We start from the raw sequence: 18332 nt of genomic DNA on the forward strand, positions 1-18332 counted from the left end.
AAGAACATTGGAACGGTTTAAAACGCTACTTCCATCGTAAGGTCTCCATAATTTTTCTGATATCCTTTTGAAGATATTCGGCTGCCGGGTAGATAGAATCATAGTTGGGCTTGGCATAAAAGTAAAGTGAACCTGTCACAAAATGTTTGATACTATCGGTAACATAAAATTGCGACTGGGATGCTGCGTTACCCGTGATTTCATAAATCATTCCGAAGACTTTATTTTCCTCATCAACAAAGGAATCACCTTCAATTCCGTCTGCTTTCACCACGTGTTCATACGACAACTTCTGAGCATCGGTCAAAAGTTTGTCAAGATTGCCATCAACACCTTTATAGGTGAGAAATATAGACCCTCTCATACTGGGATAATCTAAAGTAAGTGATGTCTCTCGTCTATCTTTAATTCCAGCAATCGTATTGTACTCAAATTCAAATTTGTCGGTTTCAAGCTTCTTTCTTTCCACCTCAGGGTATTCAAGGCGCAATTGGGCTTTAGGCTTAGGAAGCACATCTTCTTTGCATCCTAAAAAAGCGAGTACCGCGATCACAACAAAAATTATGGGCTTATTCTTCATGGGGCAGGGTCACTTTAATTTGCTTTAGACGCTTTTTATCAAGACTCTCTATCAAAAATTGATATGCTTTAAAAGTTACAACATCTCCCTTTTTTGGAAAATTTCCGGCTATCTCAAGTACAAATCCGGCAATTGTTTCAGATTCCCCTTTTTGCTCCTCAAATATTGTGGCATCATCTATTTTAATCACCCTATAAAAATCTTTCAATGCGGTCTTTCCATCAAAAACATAATTAAAGTCATCAAGCTTGGAGTACACCAAATCTTCGTCATCGAATTCGTCACTGATATCACCTACAATTTCTTCAATAATATCTTCAAGCGTTACGATGCCCGAGGTGCCTCCATATTCATCGACTACAACAGCCAAATGGTTCTTTTTCTCCTGAAACTCCAAGAGAAGATCATCTAACTTTTTGTTTTCAGGCACAAAATACGGTTCGCGGATCAAAGACATCCAATTGAAAGTCTTTCGGTCGATATATGGCAAAAGGTCTTTCACATATAGCACACCGAGAACATTATCCATATTTTCAGAAAAGACGGGTATTCTTGAATATCCGTTCTGTTTTATTTCTGTCATCACCTCCGGAAACTTCATTTCTTCACTAAGCCCAAAAATATCGATTCTGGGCCGCATTACTTGTTTGGTGTCGGTATTGCCAAAAGAAACTATGCCTTCCAAGATTTTTTGCTCCTCTTTGGTGGTATCACCATCAGATGTGAGCTCTAAAGCCTGTGACAAATGATCGACACTGAGGTTAGATTTCTCTTTGCCCAATTTATGGTACAAAAAAATAGTACCGGACCTCATGGGCAGGCTCAATGGCGAAAAAATAAAATCTAGCACTTTTAAGGGGTACGCCATGAATTGTGAAAAATCAACTCGATTTCTATTGGCATAAACTTTGGGCAAAATTTCACCGAACATCAAAATCAAAAAAGTGGCGACCACAACCTCTAAAAGAAAACGCACGGAAATAAAACCAAGAAGAACCGCATCAACACCAAAGAAAATGGTATCGCCTATTATACTGAACAACAGAACTACGCCAATATTAATACCATTATTGGCAATCAAAATGGTAGCCAGTAATTTTTTCGGTCGCTCTAGAAGTTTCACAATAATGCTGCTTCGCGAAGTTTTGGCCTCTTCCATTTCGTTAATATCGGTGGGCGAGAGACCGAACAAAGCGACCTCGGCCCCAGAAATAAGGGCAGAGCATGCCAACAGCACGATAAGAAAGCCGATTTTAAGCGCTAGTGCACTGTCAAATCCAATAAAATTAAATAGTAAACTATAGGGGTCAGGGTCCAACAGTCACAGTTTTATTTAGTTTCTAGAAGGGAAGGTCATCTTCGGATTCGGGTTCATTCACCCCGGCCGGTTGTGTAGGTTTTGTCGTGGCTTTCTGTGCAGGGGCATTCCCAGAATTTGGTCGACTCGCACTTTGGTTGTTGTTTGCCATACTCTCCTTTTTGGTCGTCAAGAAAGTAAAATCTTGCACTTGCACCTCGGTCGAGTAGCGGGTATTACCATCTTCCCCCTGCCATTGCCGGTTTTTTAGCCGGCCTTCTACATATACCTTGTCACCTTTACTCAAATACTTTTCACAAATCTCTGCGGCCTTATTGCGCACAACTACGTTATGCCAGTCGGTATTGGTCACTCGCTCTCCCGTCTGCTTATTGGTATAGGTTTCATTCGTGGCAATCGGAAATCTTCCAATACAGCCACCACCCTCGAAATAATGCATTTTGACCTCATCTCCAAGATGCCCTATCAACATCACCTTATTCAATGTTCCACTCATACTGCTGTCTTAACTTATTGGATATCAAAAGTACGAATTTTTCAGTGTTTTTATTAAATCAGCTATTAAAACAGGAACAGGAAATTCATCAAGCTGTTTCAATGTGATACCTTTATCGAATCTCGCATCTATTTTAACAATCCAAAATTTAGTATAAAGATGCTGGTGCGACAATTTATGAACGATTTGGTCTTTGTTGTACAATAAAATTTCCGTTGATGAACTAAGTTTCAAATCACCAATTAGATGATTCTTAATTTCATTGAGACCGATTTCCGTTTTTGTTTCAAAAAGCGGGAACTCCCATAAATTTTGCCAAATACCCTTACCCTTACGCTGCTGTAGTCTAGTTTGGTTTTCAGTATCCAGCATGACCAAATAATTAAAATACCGTTTTTTTACCTTGGTCTTGTTGATTTTAACCGGAAGCAGATCGACTAAATTCTTTTGAAGTGCAACGCAACTCCCGTTTAACGGACAGCGGGCACAATTTGGCTTCTTTGGTGCACATTGAATGGCACCGAACTCCATGATTGCCTGATTATAATCGCGTATGTTCCCTGTATTCATGACCTCTCGAGCCAACTGTTTAAAGTATTTGATACCGTTAGTACTATTTATAGGCGTATCAACACCGAAATAACGCGCCAAAACCCGATACACATTACCATCGACCACTGGTTGGGGCTCATCAAAACAAATCGATGCGATAGCACTTGCGGTATAATCACCAACACCCTTTAACTTTAAAAGTTCGCTATACGTATTGGGAAAAACACCATCATAAACCTTTACAACCATTTTGGCTGTAGCGTGTAAATTTCTAGCTCTGGAATAGTACCCTAATCCCTGCCATAATTTTAAGACCTGTTCTTCAGAAGCATTTGCCAAATGCTCAACGGTCGGAAATGCCTCATTGAATTTTAAATAATAAGGCAGACCTTGTGCTACACGGGTCTGTTGCAGCATAATTTCCGACAGCCAAATCTTATACGGATCTCGTGTATTTCGCCACGGAAGTGAGCGCTTATTACCTGAATACCAAAGGAGAATTTTTTCGGAAAAAGACATCGACTAGAATAGTGATTAACAAAAGTAGCAGTTTATATACTTAAAATTAGTTCTTTAGCCTGAAAGATTGAATTTAATTTATATATTTGCAACCCAAAAAAACATACAGAAAATCTAAAATTCAAGATGACGAAAGCGGAAATTGTATCGAAAATCTCAGACAAACTGGGAATTGAAAAAGGTGATGTGCAAGCAACGGTCGAAACATTCATGGAAGAGGTAAAATCTTCATTAGAGGGCGGAGACAATGTTTATCTCAGAGGCTTTGGCAGTTTTATCGTAAAAACTAGAGCCGAAAAAACGGGGAGAAACATCTCTAAGAACACAACCATCAAAATACCCGCCCATAATATCCCCGCATTTAAGCCTGCAAAGGTTTTTGTTGAAGGAGTTAAGAGCAATGTCCGGGTTAAATAAATTAAATCTAATCACTAAAGCAGAACTTTATGCCGAGCGGTAAAAAAAGAAAAAGACATAAGGTAGCTACCCACAAACGCAAAAAGCGTAGGAGAGCTAACCGACACAAGAAAAAGTAGTTTTAAAAACTACTTTTTCGTTTTAACACGTTCTTTGACATAGAAATTCACAAAGGAATTTCGACGGGTTTATATAACCTGTTTTGACAATTGTTTAATCTATCTGCCGCAGTTGGCAGATACAAATACATTCAGGTGAATAGAGAATTAATCGTAAGATCTAGTTCAGACGCTGTCGATTTTGCCTTGTTAAAGGATGGAAAACTCACTGAGTTACATAAAGAGGAAGACAACAACAATTTTTCTGTTGGAGACATATTTTTGGCCAAGGTACGCAAACCTGTAACTGGCCTGAATGCGGCATTCGTAAATGTGGGTTATGAAAAAGATGCTTTTCTGCATTATCATGACCTAGGTCCGCAACTTTCCACTATGCTAAAATTCATAAAAGGGGTAAGCACAGGGAAACTTAGGGATTATTCCTTGAAAAATTTTCCCTTTGAGAAAGATATTGATAAAAATGGCACCATTAACGATGTCATAAAAGCCAATCAATCCTTATTAGTGCAAATCGTAAAAGAACCCATCTCTACAAAAGGGCCTAGAATAAGTTCCGAGCTTTCATTAGCTGGGCGCTATTTGGTCATGGTACCTTTTTCAGATCGTGTTTCCGTCTCTCAAAAGATAGGAAGTAAAGAGGAAAAAGATAGGCTCAAAAGGCTGGTAACAAGTATTAAGCCAAAAGGGTTCGGAGTAATTATACGCACGGTTGCCCAAGGTAAAAAAGTCGCCGAACTGGACAAAGATTTGGAAAACTTGCTGGGCAAATGGTCGGCAATGTGTAAAAAATTGTACAAGGCGCACACCCCCTCTAAAGTATTGGTCGAACTCAATAGAGCTTCCTCCATCTTAAGGGATGTTTTCAATGATTCCTTTACAGGTATTCATGTTGACAATGAAACGCTTTTTGCACAAATTCAAGATTATGTGCAAGAAATAGCGCCAGGTAAGGAGTCTATTGTAAAACTATACAATACTCCTGTTCCTATTTTCGAGAAATTCGGGATTGAGAGGCAAATAAAAACCTCTTTTGGTCGCACTGCCTCAATGAGCAAAGGTGCCTATTTAATTATAGAGCACACCGAAGCGTTGCACGTTATAGACGTAAACAGTGGTAATCGTTCAAACAAGGCAAAGAATCAAGAAGACACCGCATTGGAAGTAAATCTTTTGGCGGCTTCTGAAATTGCAAGGCAATTGCGCCTCCGTGACATGGGAGGTATCATCGTAGTAGATTTCATAGATATGGTCAAAGCTCCACATAGGAGAAAGTTATTCGACCATCTCAGGGATGAAATGAAAGATGATCGTGCCAAACATAAAATTCTACCTCCGAGCAAGTTTGGTCTTATTCAAATTACCAGACAACGGGTACGCCCCGAAATGAATATTAAAACAACAGAGGAAAACCCTAATGGCAATGGCCAACAGGTCGAAGCTCCGATTGTTTTGATAGACAAAATAAACTCCGATTTGGAAAAACTTTTAAAAGGCCCTAAAAAGGATAATGGCATTATCTTGAACATACATCCGTTCATTGCCGCCTATATTACGAAAGGTTTTCCCTCCATGCGCTCCAAATGGTTCTTAGAGCATAAAAAATGGATTAAAATACAACCTAGGGATGCGTATACGTATCTCGAATACCGTTTTAAAGATAAAGACGGTAAAACAATTTATTAAAAGTTAAAAGCGACTTCGGCAACGTAGTCGCTTTTTTTGTACCCAATTGTCAGCATGCACTATTAGGCAGCAAACAGAATAACACCCCTTAATAATGCTCCACCCTCTTCACCTTATGATTATTTAAGACAACAACCCCTTTCGTTTCGACTTACAATTCGATATATTTGATTTCACCAGAACAAGATTCTCAATGCCCCTTAAAATAGGTTTCAAAGTCCAAAAACATATTACATTCCATTGCCTATCGGTCATATTTGCCCTTTTAGGCTCCTGTACTACAACAAGCGACCAAGATTTACAGCCTCCCAATATTGTTTGGATAACCTCTGAAGACAATTCAAAACACTACATGAAGCTATTCGACGACAACGGTGTGGCAACACCTAACATAAAAGCTTTGGCCGAAACCGGACTGGTATTTAACAAGTGCTTTTCCAATGCACCTGTTTGTAGCGTCGCCCGTTCTACCTTAATTTCTGGCTGTTATGCCCCTCGAGTAGGTGCCCAATATCACCGAAAATTACAAAAAGTTCCCATGCCGGAAAACGTGTTGATGTTTCCTACCTATTTACGAGCAGCTGGGTATCACACCTCGAATAATAGCAAGGAAGATTACAACTTCTTTAAAAACGATAGCGTTTGGGATGAATCTTCGAAGACTGCTAGTTGGAAAAATAGAAATGGCCGGCAACCCTTCTTCCATGTGTTCAATATCGGCACCACACACGAAAGCAGTCTGCACTTTAATAAGACCCAAATGACCACAAACAAAACAGAAACCAATACTGATTTGTTTACCGTACAGCCCAACCACCCCGACACCGAACTTTTCAACTACACCAATGCCAGATACCGCGATAACATTGTTAAGATGGACAGGCAGGTCGGCGAAGTTGTTGCTGAGCTTAAAGAAGAGGGGTTACTCGACAACACCTTCATTTTTTATTTTGGAGATCATGGTGGAGTACTTCCGGGCAGCAAAGGGTATCTCTATGAGACAGGGCTACATGTTCCTTTAGTAGTTCATATACCCAACAAATATGCACATTTAGTAGCTTCTGAAATAGGTAGCACTTTAGAAACCTTTGTAAGCTTTATAGACTTCGCCCCTACAGTGCTAAATTTAGCTGGTGTAGCCATTCCCAACGCCATCGACGGAAAACCTTTTCTTGGCAAAAGCGTCAAAGCCGATAATCGGGTCCTTCGCAATGAAACGTATAGCTATGCTGACCGATTCGATGAAAAGTATGATATGGTGCGTGCTGTTCGAAAAGGCAAATACAAGTACATCAGAAACTACCAACCTTTTAATTTTGATGGGTTGATGAACAATTACAGATATAAACAGCTAGCTTATCAAGAGTGGGCGGAGTTATATCACAAGGGCAAATTGAGCGAAATTCAAGCGCAGTTCTTTAAGCCTCGAGCACCTGAACAACTCTTTGATGTTGAAGCAGATCCCTACGAAACCCAAAATTTGGCCCAAAAGGCAGACTTTGCCGATATTCTAAAAGAAATGCGCCAAAAATTAATCGACTGGACGGAAGAAATGCCCGATTTATCTTTCTTTCCCGAACATTTTCTAATTAAAAACGCCATTGAAAATCCCGTCGCATTCGGACAAGCCAACAAAAACAATATTCAAAAATATAGGACTATTGCCGATTTAAGCTTGACCAATTTCGCCAATGCCAAAGCAGCTTTACGCACGAGTCTGCAATCTGAACATCCTTGGGAGCGCTATTGGGCACTTATTGCTTGTAGTACATTTAAGGACGAGGCAAATACTTTTGCACCCCAAGCCAAAAAGATTACCCAAACCGACCCAGAGCCAATAAACAGGGTAAGAGCGGCAGAATTTCTAGGTATTATAAAGGCAGAAAGTCCGGTTGAAGTGATGACCGATGCCCTATACAGTACAAAAGACGGAACGGAAGCTTTGCTTATTTTGAATTCAATAGCATTGCTCAGCGATGGCGACTCAAAATATATTTTTCAAATAGATAGGAATAAGATTTCCGAAGAAGTAAAAGAAAACGAAGAAGTAAAAAGAAGATTGGCATATTTGGCTCCGCTGTAGAAAAAATGATTTAGTAACCATTGCCCCGTTTTAATCCCAATGACCAATTACAAAGCATATACGCTTTCCGAAGCTACCAAAAAAATGGAACACTACTGCGCATACCAAGACCGTTGCCATAAGGAGGTTCTCACAAAGCTGCAGGAAATGCGCATGATTCCAGAGGCTATTGACCAAATCATGGTTCACCTTATCAAAGAAAACTATCTCAATGAAGAACGATTTGCCCAAAGCTTTGCACGTGGCAAGTTCAACATTAAAAAATGGGGAAAAAAACGTATCGAGCTTGAATTAAAGCGTCGTGGAATCTCCCACTTTTTAATCGGAATAGCCTTAAAAGAAATTAATACCCAGACATACCAAGAAACCCTTGACACCTTAATTCTAAAGAAATTGGCAACCTTAAAGGGTGAGACCAATATTCAGAAAAAGAAAAAGAAACTCGCAGATTACCTGTTATACCGAGGCTGGGAAAGCCATTTGGTATATGACAAGATAAATGAATTCATCAAATAGCTTACATCCTATTGTATATTGAACGAAGCACCAATATTAATAGTAAACTGATTATGTAGTTTTTCTGCTGCCGTCAAATCTTCAGTTTTATATTTTGCTATGGGCGTTTGCAGTTCGGTAAAAACACCAAAGCCGTCGGTAAAGAAATACCGAGCCCCCAGATGACCACCGAAGTTCTTCAACCCAAGATTAAGTCCGGGATAAATATCAACATTATCACCCAATTGGAACACACTTCCCAAATTGGCGTTGAATTTAGCCTTGAGATCGATTCGATCGCTAAAATCGGCGTCTAAAATGGTATTTACTCCCAAAAGATAGGTAGATGCAGCTCCAATTGAAAAATTCTCCCCTAGGCCGTAATCCAAACTTGCCATAATACCGCTACCGTTGTTTTGAAAGTTGGCTCCGATCTGAAGTTTCAAATCGCCCTTTCCCTCATAGGCCTGGGCACTACCTAAAGCAGTTGCTAAAAGCAACAAAGTCAAAATTGACAGTTTTTTCATTATAAAAATGTTAGTGTTTAATATACAAATGTATCTATTTATCCAATACTGGACCGGTTCTGGCCAATTGTTTATTGGTATTCGCAATAGCTTGTTCATTCTTCCAATCGATCCATTTCTGCCCTTTCACCTTACGCATCATATTGTCATATGTTCGCATAACGAAGACATTATACAGTCCCTTAGCGAAATTTATGGGATTTTTAGGCCATGCTCTCAAACTCATTGAAAAACCAGGGGAAATGTACTTCATATAGTGCCAATACCCTTCGGGCATATAGAGTACTTCACCATGGCCGAGGTGGGTCCGATACCCCGTCGCACTCTTCAAACTAGGCCATTTTTCAAAGTCAGGATTTGAGAAATCTATACTTTCGTGAGTAATCAAAGAGTGTGGTACTTTGTACAGGTTTTTAGTTTCTGACTGCGGAAACAAGATGCATTCTTTTTCACCCTCAAAATGGAAATGAAAAATATTGGCCATATCGATATCGTAGTGCATGAAAGTATACGAATCCATTCCCCCAAAAAAGAGCATGGGCAGCTTCTTCTTTAACTTCAATCCAAAATCAGGATAGGTAAAATCGTTTTGCAACTCAGGTACCTGCCTGAATATATTCCACAGAAAAATACGGTATTTTGTGGGTTCGGCTTTGAGCAACTCGATGTAATCTGCCATTTTCATTTGGGCATGCGGCTGATTAAAGCCCTCTTCATGGCGTACTGGGCGATCATCGTATAATGGAACGATTTTATCACCGGCCACTTTTTTCATGTACTCCATGTTCCATTTGGAGTAGGCAGGCCAATCGGTAACCGATTGTTCGATTACTACCGGTTTTTGGGGTTTAAAGTAATTGTTGATAAACTCCCTTTTGGTAATCTTTTTGACTCTGGGGATGTCTTTTAAATTCAAGCTTACTAAGGTTATTTGGATTCAAAGTTAAAAAACCTTACAAAAAAATAGCCCAAAATTAACCTTTGATTAAGATTGCCCTGCTAATTTGGCCTTAGCCTTGGCCTGTTCATTACGTTCGATGGTATGACCAGGTCGCGTCCATTTCGGCTTTTCGCCCAGAGTTATAAACTCAGAATCTTGTGCCTCAACAGTTTTCGGTTGGGAAACTTTGGTAAACGGTTTCTGCGGACTTAAACCTAGTAATTTGAACATTTCCATATCTTCATTAACATCAGGGTTTGGAGTGGTCAGCAATTTATCTCCCGCAAAAATAGAATTTGCCCCTGCGAAAAAACACATCGCCTGCCCTTCCCTACTCATTTCCGTTCGCCCGGCCGATAAACGCACTTGGGTCTCTGGCATTACGATACGGGTGGTGGCCACCATACGTATCATTTCCCAAATAGATACGGGTTCTATATCTTCCATAGGTGTACCCTCAACGGCAACCAATGCGTTTATAGGTACAGATTCCGGTTGTGGATTTAACGAAGCAAGCGCTACCAGCATTCCTGCCCGGTCTTCCAATTGTTCCCCCATTCCTATAATGCCACCGCTACATACGGTTACATTACTCTTACGAACGTTATCAATAGTTTCCAATCGGTCTTCAAAAGCGCGAGTCGAAATCACGTCTTTATAATAATCTTCAGAAGTATCTAAATTATGATTGTAGGCATATAGCCCCGCTTCTGCCAAACGTTTGGCCTGATTTTCGGTTAACATTCCCAAAGTACAGCAGACCTCCATGTCTAATTTATTGATGGTACGTACCATTTCAAGTACTTGATCAAACTCAGGACCGTCTTTTACATTTCGCCATGCTGCACCCATACACACCCGCGAACTGCCTGATGCCTTGGCACGCAACGCTTGAGCTTTCACATGGGGTACGCTCATCAAATCATTGCCTTCGATATCGGTGTGGTATCGCGCCGCTTGCGGACAATACCCGCAATCTTCTGGGCAACCACCTGTTTTTATCGACAATAAAGTCGACACCTGAACCGTATTGGGGTCGTGATGCTTGCGATGGATCGTTGCCGCATCGTATAACAACTCCATCAAGGGTTTGTTGTAAACATCTAATATTTCTTGTTTGGTCCAGTTGTGTCTAATTAAGCTCATACGTTTACCTTAAATCGGTTTCAAAAGTAACGTATAATCTGAAGAAATGACAATTTCTAAAAACCAAATCCTAAAAAACTGAAAATATATCCCAGAAATCAGGCAAACCATCACATAATTTTTTTTAACCTTATGGTTGGAGATAATTTGGCGCCAAAACCATATGTATGCTTATTTCAGATTTTTTTACACCTAAATACAAAAATTACATTCACGGGTTTATCTCTATTTGCTTGGTCTGGTTATTTTTTGATTCTATTGAATCTATGAACGATATGATTCAAAAACATAACTACAATGAAGATTTTAAAACTTACGGAATCGCAAGGCTAATAATTCAAATTTTTTCATTTTATGTATTAGCATGGTGGCTTATCCCCTTGATTATAGTTAACAGAAAAAAAGGCCTTCTTTTTATTCTTCTTTATTCACTTTTATACACCGTATGTGTTTCTTGGCTGTATATAAATGTAACCGAAATTATGTTTTATACAGAAGAGCATGATTCAACAACGTTTAAATATAGTTACTTAAGCTTTAAGCATCTGACCCGTAGTCTTTATGAATTTGCTTCATTTATTTTTCTGTCTTCAGTTTATAGTATTGCCATACTAGACATACGTTTGTTGACTAAAAAGTTTACGAATAAACAATTAGAGCTATTAATAAACCTAATAGTATTGTTTTATATCTATCACCTATTAATTCATAGTACGAAAGACATTCAGGCTTTCTTTCAAGTATCATTGTACATACTCTTTTTTTATATAAACTCTTTCCTATTCGGCCCAGTTTTATTAGAGGCTAAAAACATCGGCACCTATCTATTTAAGATAATTCTGTCTTATTTATCAATTATCGTAATGGCGTCATTGATATATGGCACCCATTTTCTAGATTTCATACATTCCGCTAATTTATTTAACCTTACTACCTTATTTATAATAACCACCATACTATCATTAACCTACGCCCATATACGTTTAAAAATACAAAATAGAGAACGCTTCTTTAACCTCAAATTAGAGACCAAGAAGTCTGAACTCGATCTGTTAAAGTCACAGGTCAATCCTCATTTTTTATTTAATACCCTAAACACTTTATACGCCACGGCCTTAGAGGAAAATGCCCCGAAAACTTCTGAAAGTATTGCCAAATTGGCCAACTTAATACGATACATGCAAAGCGACATCTCAAAAGATTTTATTGCTTTGGAAAACGAAATCAAATATTTGAAAGACTATATTGCCATTCAAAAATTACGCTGTGAAGTAACTCCAGAAATCATTACTAATTTTAAAAGTATTAAGGGTAAGACCATCAGTCCAGGTCTATTGATTCCTTTTGTAGAAAATGCGTTTAAGTATGGAATAGACCCATCAAAGCCCTCAAAATTAACCCTGTTGGTAACTGGAGACCCAAAAGGTATCAATTTTGAATGCACCAATAGCTACGACATCCATTATAAAACCTCTCACAAAGAACAAGGGTTTGGCATCGGAATTACCAATACTAAACAACGATTACAACTGATTTATCCTAAAAAACATACCTTAGTTATTGCAAAAGAAAAGGAAATGTTCAAAGTAAAACTTAGTATAATTACCAAACCCTAATGATTTATGCGATTGCTATAGATGACGAGCCTAAGGCCATTAGTATCATCGAAAACCATATATCAAAACTGGAAAATATTGTATTGACCGATTATTTCTACGACCCTAAAAAGGCGATTGCTTTTCTGAGGCAGAATCCTGTGGATCTAATTTTTTTAGATATCAATATGCCGTATATGTCAGGCTTTGAAATGCTTCAAGACCTACAAGTGGACCCACTGGTGATATTTACTACAGCATATTCCGAATTTGCCTTGGCAAGTTACACTATGAATGCCGTAGATTATTTACTGAAACCTTTCGAATTCGACAGGTTCCAAATAGCTATTAAAAAAGTTGAAGAGCGCATTTCAATTCAAAAGTCACAAAACACCTTTTTCTTTGTAAAAGACGGGTTTAAAAATCTTAGATTGCAATTCGACGATATCTTGTTCATCAAAGGTGCCGGGAACTATTTGGACATTATCACAAAGAAGGAAACATACACCCCCAGAATGACATTTATGAATATTGTGGAAAAATTACCTTCTCAGCAATTCATCAGAGTGCACCAATCTTATATTGTAAATATCTCTGCAATAGATAAAATAGAAAACAACCATATTCACATGGGCCCTTACAAAACACCAATTAGCAACAGATACAGGGAAATTCTTTTTAAGCGATTAGATATCAGCTGAAGAAAAAGAATTCCCGAAAACTAATTTTTCGAAAAAAGTACAGATACCGCATTCCCTCCAAAACCCACAGCATTGACCATTACCTTCTTAATCTGCGATGGAACTGCCGTATTATCTACAAAAGGAACTTTTATAAATTCCTGTTTTTGCAACATCAAGACAGCCAATTCAAGACTCAACATTCCCGATGCCCCGAAGGTGTGACCTATTTTCCATTTGTTAGTGGTCAAAGCAGGTATCTTTTCACCAAATACCTTTTGTATCGCATTATATTCCGAAGAATCACCTTTAATCGTACCCGGGGCATGCATTACGATTATATCGACATCATTAGGCGACGTATTCCCCAGAGCCATTTTCATGGCGCGTTGAAAGCATTCGGCATCCGAAGAAATGGAAACATTATGTTTTAACACTTCCGTTGCATACCCGACACCCTCAATCACCGCCAAGGCATTCTTGGAATGGCCTGCCTCTAAACAAACTACGGCCGCCCCTTCCCCTAAGACCATCGAATTTTTGGTCTTGTTCGGATCCAATGCCCGACACGGATAATGCTGATTGCCTTTAGCCACATCTTCTTGTTGTACATATACTTTTAGCGCCTTCATTTGCGCTATGGTAAAGGGAGTCAACGGAGCCTCGCTACCACCCACCAAAAACTTATCGGTCAATCCACTTTTGATCCATGCCACACCGTTCAGAAGAGCGTGCAGCGCAGTGGAACAGGTTATGGAGTGTGATATTTCAGGGCCTTTTGTTTGCAGGTCATGTGCTACCCACGAAGAAATATTGCCTAATGTGGTTGTCGGAGAAGACAATGTCGACACCCTATCTTGATCGAGAAACTCGGCATGATATTTTTCAAATAATGCCGTAGCTCCCCGAGAGGAGCCAATATTAACACCAAAGTCATCCCCTGATTTCCATCCTGCAACAGCAACACTTTTTCTCGCCACATAAATCGCAAAAAGCACTGTATCATCAAGGTCTTTGTATTTCGAATCTGATTTACGAAGCTGGTCGATCACAATTTTCGCATCCTCTGACAACGGAGCCGCCCATTCTTCGGTCGTACCAAATCCCATTTTTTTTAAAAAATGGCGGTCCGTTTTATAATTATTCCAAACTTCCTCCATCGAAATTCCCAAAGGGGAAACGGAAGTTATTGCCGTTATTGAAATAAGTCCTTCATTATTCTTATCCTTCAAAAGAAGGGAAGTTTCATTCTCCATACCTTTCATCTTTTTTGGACCCTAGTAGAATTAAAATGCTTTGCTTAGACCAAATTCAAAGCGCCTTTTATAGTGCCATAAATCTTTTGTAGTTGGTCGTCGGAAACGATATAAGGGGCCGAAATATATATCGTATTACCAAGCGGACGCAAATATACCCCGTTATCCATAAAGTGCTTAAAAAGGCGATCCCTTAAATTCCCGTAGCGCTCCATTTTTACATTTAAGTCCAACGCATAGATAATTCCACATTGTCGTGTACCCGCTACTTTCGGATGACTTTTTATTTCCGCATCAAATTTTTGATGAGCGGCAATAACACATTGTATGTCACTTTGAATTTCATTAGACCGCAACAGTTCTATTCCGGCCAAGGCCGCTGCGCAGGCCAGGGGGTTAGCCGTATACGTATGCCCATGAAATAATCCCTTTGTCAATTCGTCACTATAAAAAGCCTCGTAAACATTAAGGGTACAACTGGTAATCGCCATCGGCATTAAACCAGCGGTCAAGGCCTTTGAAAAGCACATAATATCGGGTTTGGTATCCACATGATCGGAAGCAAAATAACTGCCTGTTTTACCAAAACCGGTCATCACCTCATCGGCTATGGTCAATACATTGTGTTGTTGCAAAAGAGACACTATTCGATTTAACCCGTCTGCATCGTGCATCTTCATTGCCGCCGCACCCTGCACAAGAGGTTCGTAAATAAATGCCGCGATATTGTTTTGTTTCAGTCTATTCACCAAAGCATCAAGAACACCTTCAATATTCTCTTTTGTCGGCACGGGAATACGTTCTACCTCAATAAAAAAATCTTCAAAAGGACCGTTGTATACCGATAAGCTAGAAACCGACATGGCGCCAAAAGTATCGCCGTGAAAACCATCTTCAAAAGCCAACAAAACATGTTGTTTATTCCCTTGATTGTGATGATATTGTAGCGCCATTTTAATACCTACTTCCACGGCCGTGGAACCATTATCGGAAAAAAACAGCTTCCCTTGGTTCTGGGGCAAAATGTTTATTAGGTCTTCCGACAATTTGACCGCAGGTTCATGGGTAAAACCACTGAAGACTACTTGATCCAATTGCTGCATTTGCTCATACACCTTTTTTAGGATAAAATCGTTGCAATGCCCGTAGGCACTGGTATACCACGAGGCAATACCATCAATATATTCCGTGCCGTTCTCATCATACAACAATGCACCCTTAGCCTTAACTATAGGCAACATTTCAGGATGCAGTTTGTGTTGTGTCAAGGGGTGCCACAAGTATTTTTTATCTCTTTCCGCTAGATTTTTCAAAACAATTGAATTGGTTAAACTCGCTTTTTCTATCTTGCAAAGATGGGAATTAATCCCTAAACAATTCATGTTTCAAAGGCTTATACATTCGTTGGTAAACAATTTCGATTCCCTGAAAAATCGAACTGTTTTTGCGGTTTTATTTTTGATTTCTTTCATTATTAGATTACCCTTTTTTTTTCGCGATTATATCGATCGTGATGAAAGTACCTTTATTTTAATGGGACAATCTTGGGTCGACGGACACTTGCCTTATACTGAACTCTGGGATTTAAAACCACCGATTATTTTTCTTTTTTTTGCGGCCATCATCTATAGTTTTGGAAAAAGTTTTTTAGCCGTTCGGTTTTTTGGAGTGGTCATCGTTGCACTGACCGCCTTTTTTACCTATAAAATTGGTAAAACGGCACAATCTAAAAAAATAGGGTTATGGTCGGCTGTTGGTTGTGTTTTGCTTTTGAGTCTTTTCGGAAGCCTACAAGGTGTTATGTCTGAACATATTTGCATGCTATTTTTTGTTCCGGCGCTCTACCTTTTGGTACGGTATAAAAAATTGTGGGCCTACTGTTGTGCCGGACTATTATTCGGATTGGCAGTAATGTCTAAATTGAATATCGCCTATGTTATTCTTGTTGTAGGCCTCTATCTGTTATATCAGCACTATACGGAAAAAAAGTTTTGGACTGGGGTCGGCCATCTCGTTGGCATGGGTTCAAGCCTTTTATTTGTTATCCTTTTAACTTTATTACCATATTATTTACAGGGTCAAACCGAAATTTGGTGGAATTCTGTAGTTATGGCGCCTATCGAATATTCGGCTTCACAACAAAATCCGATATACAAAACAGCTCCTTTTTGTCTTATCATTCTAGCTTTTTTGTTTTTCACATGGAAAAAGAAAGTTTTAAACTTTAATGACGGAACGGTAGCCATTTTAATCGTTACCATTATAGGAATAATACTTATGTTTTTATTAGGAGGGAGGGTAAACGGGCATTACTTAATTCAATTTCACCCTATCTTCATTGTTTTATTTGCCATGGTGGCAAGTCAGATTGAACTATTTCAATCTAAAAAACTATTGCATTACCTACCCGTCATATTGCTTTTACTTCCTATTGAAAGCCATTTGGAATACGCCAACATTATAAATAATCGATGGAAAAAGGGTACTTTTTATAATGGCGAAGGTATTGATGTACCCAACTACATTCTCGAAAAGGATTTAGAGACGGAAAACATTCTCTTCTTGGAATACCACATTGGCTATTGGATGCTAGAGGCAACACCACCGACGGTAGCGGCAACACACCCCAGCAACATATTACGGGAAGCCCTTTTTCCCTTTTATGAAAACCCCAGAAAAACGGGTCTAGAAGAACTCCGTTATATTATGGAAACCATTAAACCACAAACAGTAATCACCCGAAAGAACAGAAAAGCATTCGACGAACAATATGAAGTTGCAAATACCTATATCGAAAGCTATTTAAAAGACCTATATAAGCTTGATACAATCATAGGCAACGCCAACGTACACCAAAGACTAGAGTGATTCAAGAACACCCCTAAACTTATTGGCGTATTTACTAATAATTTGCTTATCAAACACTTCCTCTTCATCAATCCTGCCAATCAAGGAAACACCAGTTTTGTGCAATATGATATTTTCGGTATGCGGATTGGCATCCCCACTAAACAGTACCGAAACATCATAACCCTTTCCGATAAGCCAATTAATGGTCAATAGAGAATGGTTGATGCTACCTAAATAATGCCTTGAAACAACAATAACCTTATAACTTGGCATGATAATATCGAACATGGTATCTTCTTCGTTCAAGGGTACAAGTAACCCCCCTGCACCTTCAATGACCAAGTGGTTTGACGTCTCAGGTTGGTTGATATGAAAACGGTCTATTCTAATTCCGTCAATTTCGGCAGCGGCATGCGGACTCATTGCTGTATTGAGCTCATAACTGTTTTTATGAATCACCGTTTTGTCGTTTGAAATCAAAGATTTGACCTTATGGCTATCGGAATTGTCTAAATCACCTGCTTGTATCGGCTTCCAATAATCAGCCTGTAATGCTTCCGTAATAATGGCTGAAGCCATTGTTTTTCCGACTTCGGTCGATATTCCCGTGACAAAAATTTCCTTCATATATTGAACTTGTTTTTACAATTATCACACCGATATTCATATTTGGTATAGAACGGGAGTACTCCGAACATAAATCCAACTAAAAAAGAAACCAGCGATTTTAAGTCTTTAACATTGGTAAAATAATCTACTTTCTTACTATGGCAGTTTGGGCATACAATCTTATTTCCCAGGTCATCTATGGAGTACCGATTTATAGATTTCAAGATGTTAATTGCATCGCCTTCGTCTTTAGAACGAACCTTGAGTTTAACCCCTCCTATGGCATTACTCACTAATGGATCGGTATCGATAGTAAGATTATCGGAAAGAAAAACCGGAATACCCTCTGCTTCCAACCGCCCTTTTACGATTTGCGCCTCTGAAGAATACTGAAAAGACGCAACGGTGCTAAAAATTTCGTCGTTCTTAACATATTCGAGTTTCCTTATCGTCAAAATTCAGTGGGA

The 18332-nt window shown here is 39.1% G+C and carries 18 protein-coding genes; 7 read left to right on the forward strand and 11 right to left on the reverse strand.

All coding sequences use genetic code 11. The features are described 5' to 3' along the window. Window positions 1–25: 25 nt before the first annotated feature. From gldD to mutY, 4 genes are read right to left on the reverse strand one after another with little or no spacing between them, the layout of a single operon-like run. Complete coding sequence (gene gldD / locus AACZ88_RS05530) at window positions 26–580, reverse strand: gliding motility lipoprotein GldD (protein WP_339707372.1); 555 nt, start codon at window positions 578–580, stop codon at window positions 26–28. Further along, window positions 570–1898 (reverse strand): gliding motility-associated protein GldE, encoded by a 1329-nt coding sequence (locus AACZ88_RS05535; protein ID WP_339707375.1) that lies wholly within the window; start codon window positions 1896–1898, stop codon window positions 570–572. Before AACZ88_RS05535 ends, gldD begins: the two co-directional genes overlap by 11 nt. A gap of 22 nt (window positions 1899–1920) precedes the next feature. Further along, entirely contained in the window at window positions 1921–2394 is a 474-nt protein-coding gene (gene ssb, locus AACZ88_RS05540) for a single-stranded DNA-binding protein (RefSeq protein ID WP_339707378.1), read from the reverse strand. Between the two features lie 24 nt (window positions 2395–2418). Beyond that, window positions 2419–3465 (reverse strand): A/G-specific adenine glycosylase, encoded by a 1047-nt coding sequence (gene mutY / locus AACZ88_RS05545; protein ID WP_339707381.1) that lies wholly within the window; start codon window positions 3463–3465, stop codon window positions 2419–2421. 126 nt (window positions 3466–3591) lie between these two features. Here mutY and AACZ88_RS05550 point away from each other — a divergent pair, with 126 nt between their 5' ends. The 4 genes from AACZ88_RS05550 to AACZ88_RS05565 all read left to right on the forward strand — a co-directional run bounded on the left by AACZ88_RS05550 (window position 3592) and on the right by AACZ88_RS05565 (window position 8283). Then, window positions 3592–3882, forward strand: a complete 291-nt coding sequence (locus AACZ88_RS05550; RefSeq protein ID WP_089886716.1) for an HU family DNA-binding protein — start codon at window positions 3592–3594, stop codon at window positions 3880–3882. A 254-nt stretch (window positions 3883–4136) separates the two neighbouring features. Then, entirely contained in the window at window positions 4137–5684 is a 1548-nt protein-coding gene (locus tag AACZ88_RS05555; RefSeq protein WP_339707391.1) for a ribonuclease E/G, read from the forward strand. A 193-nt stretch (window positions 5685–5877) separates the two neighbouring features. After that, window positions 5878–7767 (forward strand): sulfatase, encoded by a 1890-nt coding sequence (locus AACZ88_RS05560; RefSeq protein ID WP_339707393.1) that lies wholly within the window; start codon window positions 5878–5880, stop codon window positions 7765–7767. A gap of 39 nt (window positions 7768–7806) precedes the next feature. Continuing rightward, window positions 7807–8283, forward strand: coding sequence for a regulatory protein RecX (locus tag AACZ88_RS05565; RefSeq protein ID WP_339707396.1), 477 nt, complete (start codon window positions 7807–7809; stop codon window positions 8281–8283). Between the two features lie 8 nt (window positions 8284–8291). Here AACZ88_RS05565 and AACZ88_RS05570 read toward each other — a convergent pair whose 3' ends face one another. The 3 genes from AACZ88_RS05570 to bioB all read right to left on the reverse strand — a co-directional run bounded on the left by AACZ88_RS05570 (window position 8292) and on the right by bioB (window position 10875). Further along, on the reverse strand, window positions 8292–8789 hold the full coding sequence (locus tag AACZ88_RS05570) for a DUF6646 family protein (protein WP_339707399.1): 498 nt from the start codon (window positions 8787–8789) through the stop codon (window positions 8292–8294). Between the two features lie 34 nt (window positions 8790–8823). Then, the gene (locus AACZ88_RS05575; RefSeq protein ID WP_339707402.1) at window positions 8824–9705 is read right to left on the reverse strand and encodes a cupin-like domain-containing protein; all 882 of its coding nucleotides are present in this window, start codon (window positions 9703–9705) and stop codon (window positions 8824–8826) included. Between the two features lie 69 nt (window positions 9706–9774). Beyond that, window positions 9775–10875, reverse strand: coding sequence for a biotin synthase BioB (gene bioB, locus AACZ88_RS05580; protein WP_339707405.1), 1101 nt, complete (start codon window positions 10873–10875; stop codon window positions 9775–9777). Window positions 10876–11738: 863 nt separating this feature from the next. On the opposite strand from bioB, the gene AACZ88_RS05585 reads away from it, so the two are divergent. Together AACZ88_RS05585 and AACZ88_RS05590 are read left to right on the forward strand one after the other, a co-directional pair. Then, window positions 11739–12491: a sensor histidine kinase gene (locus tag AACZ88_RS05585; protein ID WP_339707408.1), complete on the forward strand. Its 753-nt coding sequence runs from the start codon at window positions 11739–11741 to the stop codon at window positions 12489–12491. After that, complete coding sequence (locus AACZ88_RS05590; protein WP_339707411.1) at window positions 12491–13171, forward strand: LytTR family DNA-binding domain-containing protein; 681 nt, start codon at window positions 12491–12493, stop codon at window positions 13169–13171. Before AACZ88_RS05585 ends, AACZ88_RS05590 begins: the two co-directional genes overlap by 1 nt. A gap of 20 nt (window positions 13172–13191) precedes the next feature. Here AACZ88_RS05590 and AACZ88_RS05595 read toward each other — a convergent pair whose 3' ends face one another. Together AACZ88_RS05595 and bioA are read right to left on the reverse strand one after the other, a co-directional pair. After that, entirely contained in the window at window positions 13192–14406 is a 1215-nt protein-coding gene (locus AACZ88_RS05595; protein WP_339707414.1) for a beta-ketoacyl synthase N-terminal-like domain-containing protein, read from the reverse strand. Between the two features lie 44 nt (window positions 14407–14450). After that, window positions 14451–15719, reverse strand: a complete 1269-nt coding sequence (bioA, locus tag AACZ88_RS05600; RefSeq protein ID WP_339707417.1) for an adenosylmethionine--8-amino-7-oxononanoate transaminase — start codon at window positions 15717–15719, stop codon at window positions 14451–14453. Between the two features lie 67 nt (window positions 15720–15786). Here bioA and AACZ88_RS05605 point away from each other — a divergent pair, with 67 nt between their 5' ends. Then, window positions 15787–17274, forward strand: a complete 1488-nt coding sequence (locus tag AACZ88_RS05605) for a glycosyltransferase family 39 protein (protein ID WP_339707420.1) — start codon at window positions 15787–15789, stop codon at window positions 17272–17274. Here the strand turns inward: AACZ88_RS05605 and bioD are convergent. Both bioD and AACZ88_RS05615 read right to left on the reverse strand, forming a co-directional pair. Further along, complete coding sequence (gene bioD / locus AACZ88_RS05610; RefSeq protein ID WP_339707423.1) at window positions 17266–17883, reverse strand: dethiobiotin synthase; 618 nt, start codon at window positions 17881–17883, stop codon at window positions 17266–17268. The genes AACZ88_RS05605 and bioD overlap by 9 nt on opposite strands. Beyond that, entirely contained in the window at window positions 17880–18320 is a 441-nt protein-coding gene (locus AACZ88_RS05615) for a DUF2007 domain-containing protein (RefSeq protein WP_339707427.1), read from the reverse strand. Before AACZ88_RS05615 ends, bioD begins: the two co-directional genes overlap by 4 nt. Window positions 18321–18332 lie beyond the last annotated feature (12 nt).

Source organism: uncultured Kriegella sp., from assembly GCF_963975415.1.
In the GTDB taxonomy this organism is placed as follows: Bacteria; Bacteroidota; Bacteroidia; order Flavobacteriales; family Flavobacteriaceae; genus Kriegella.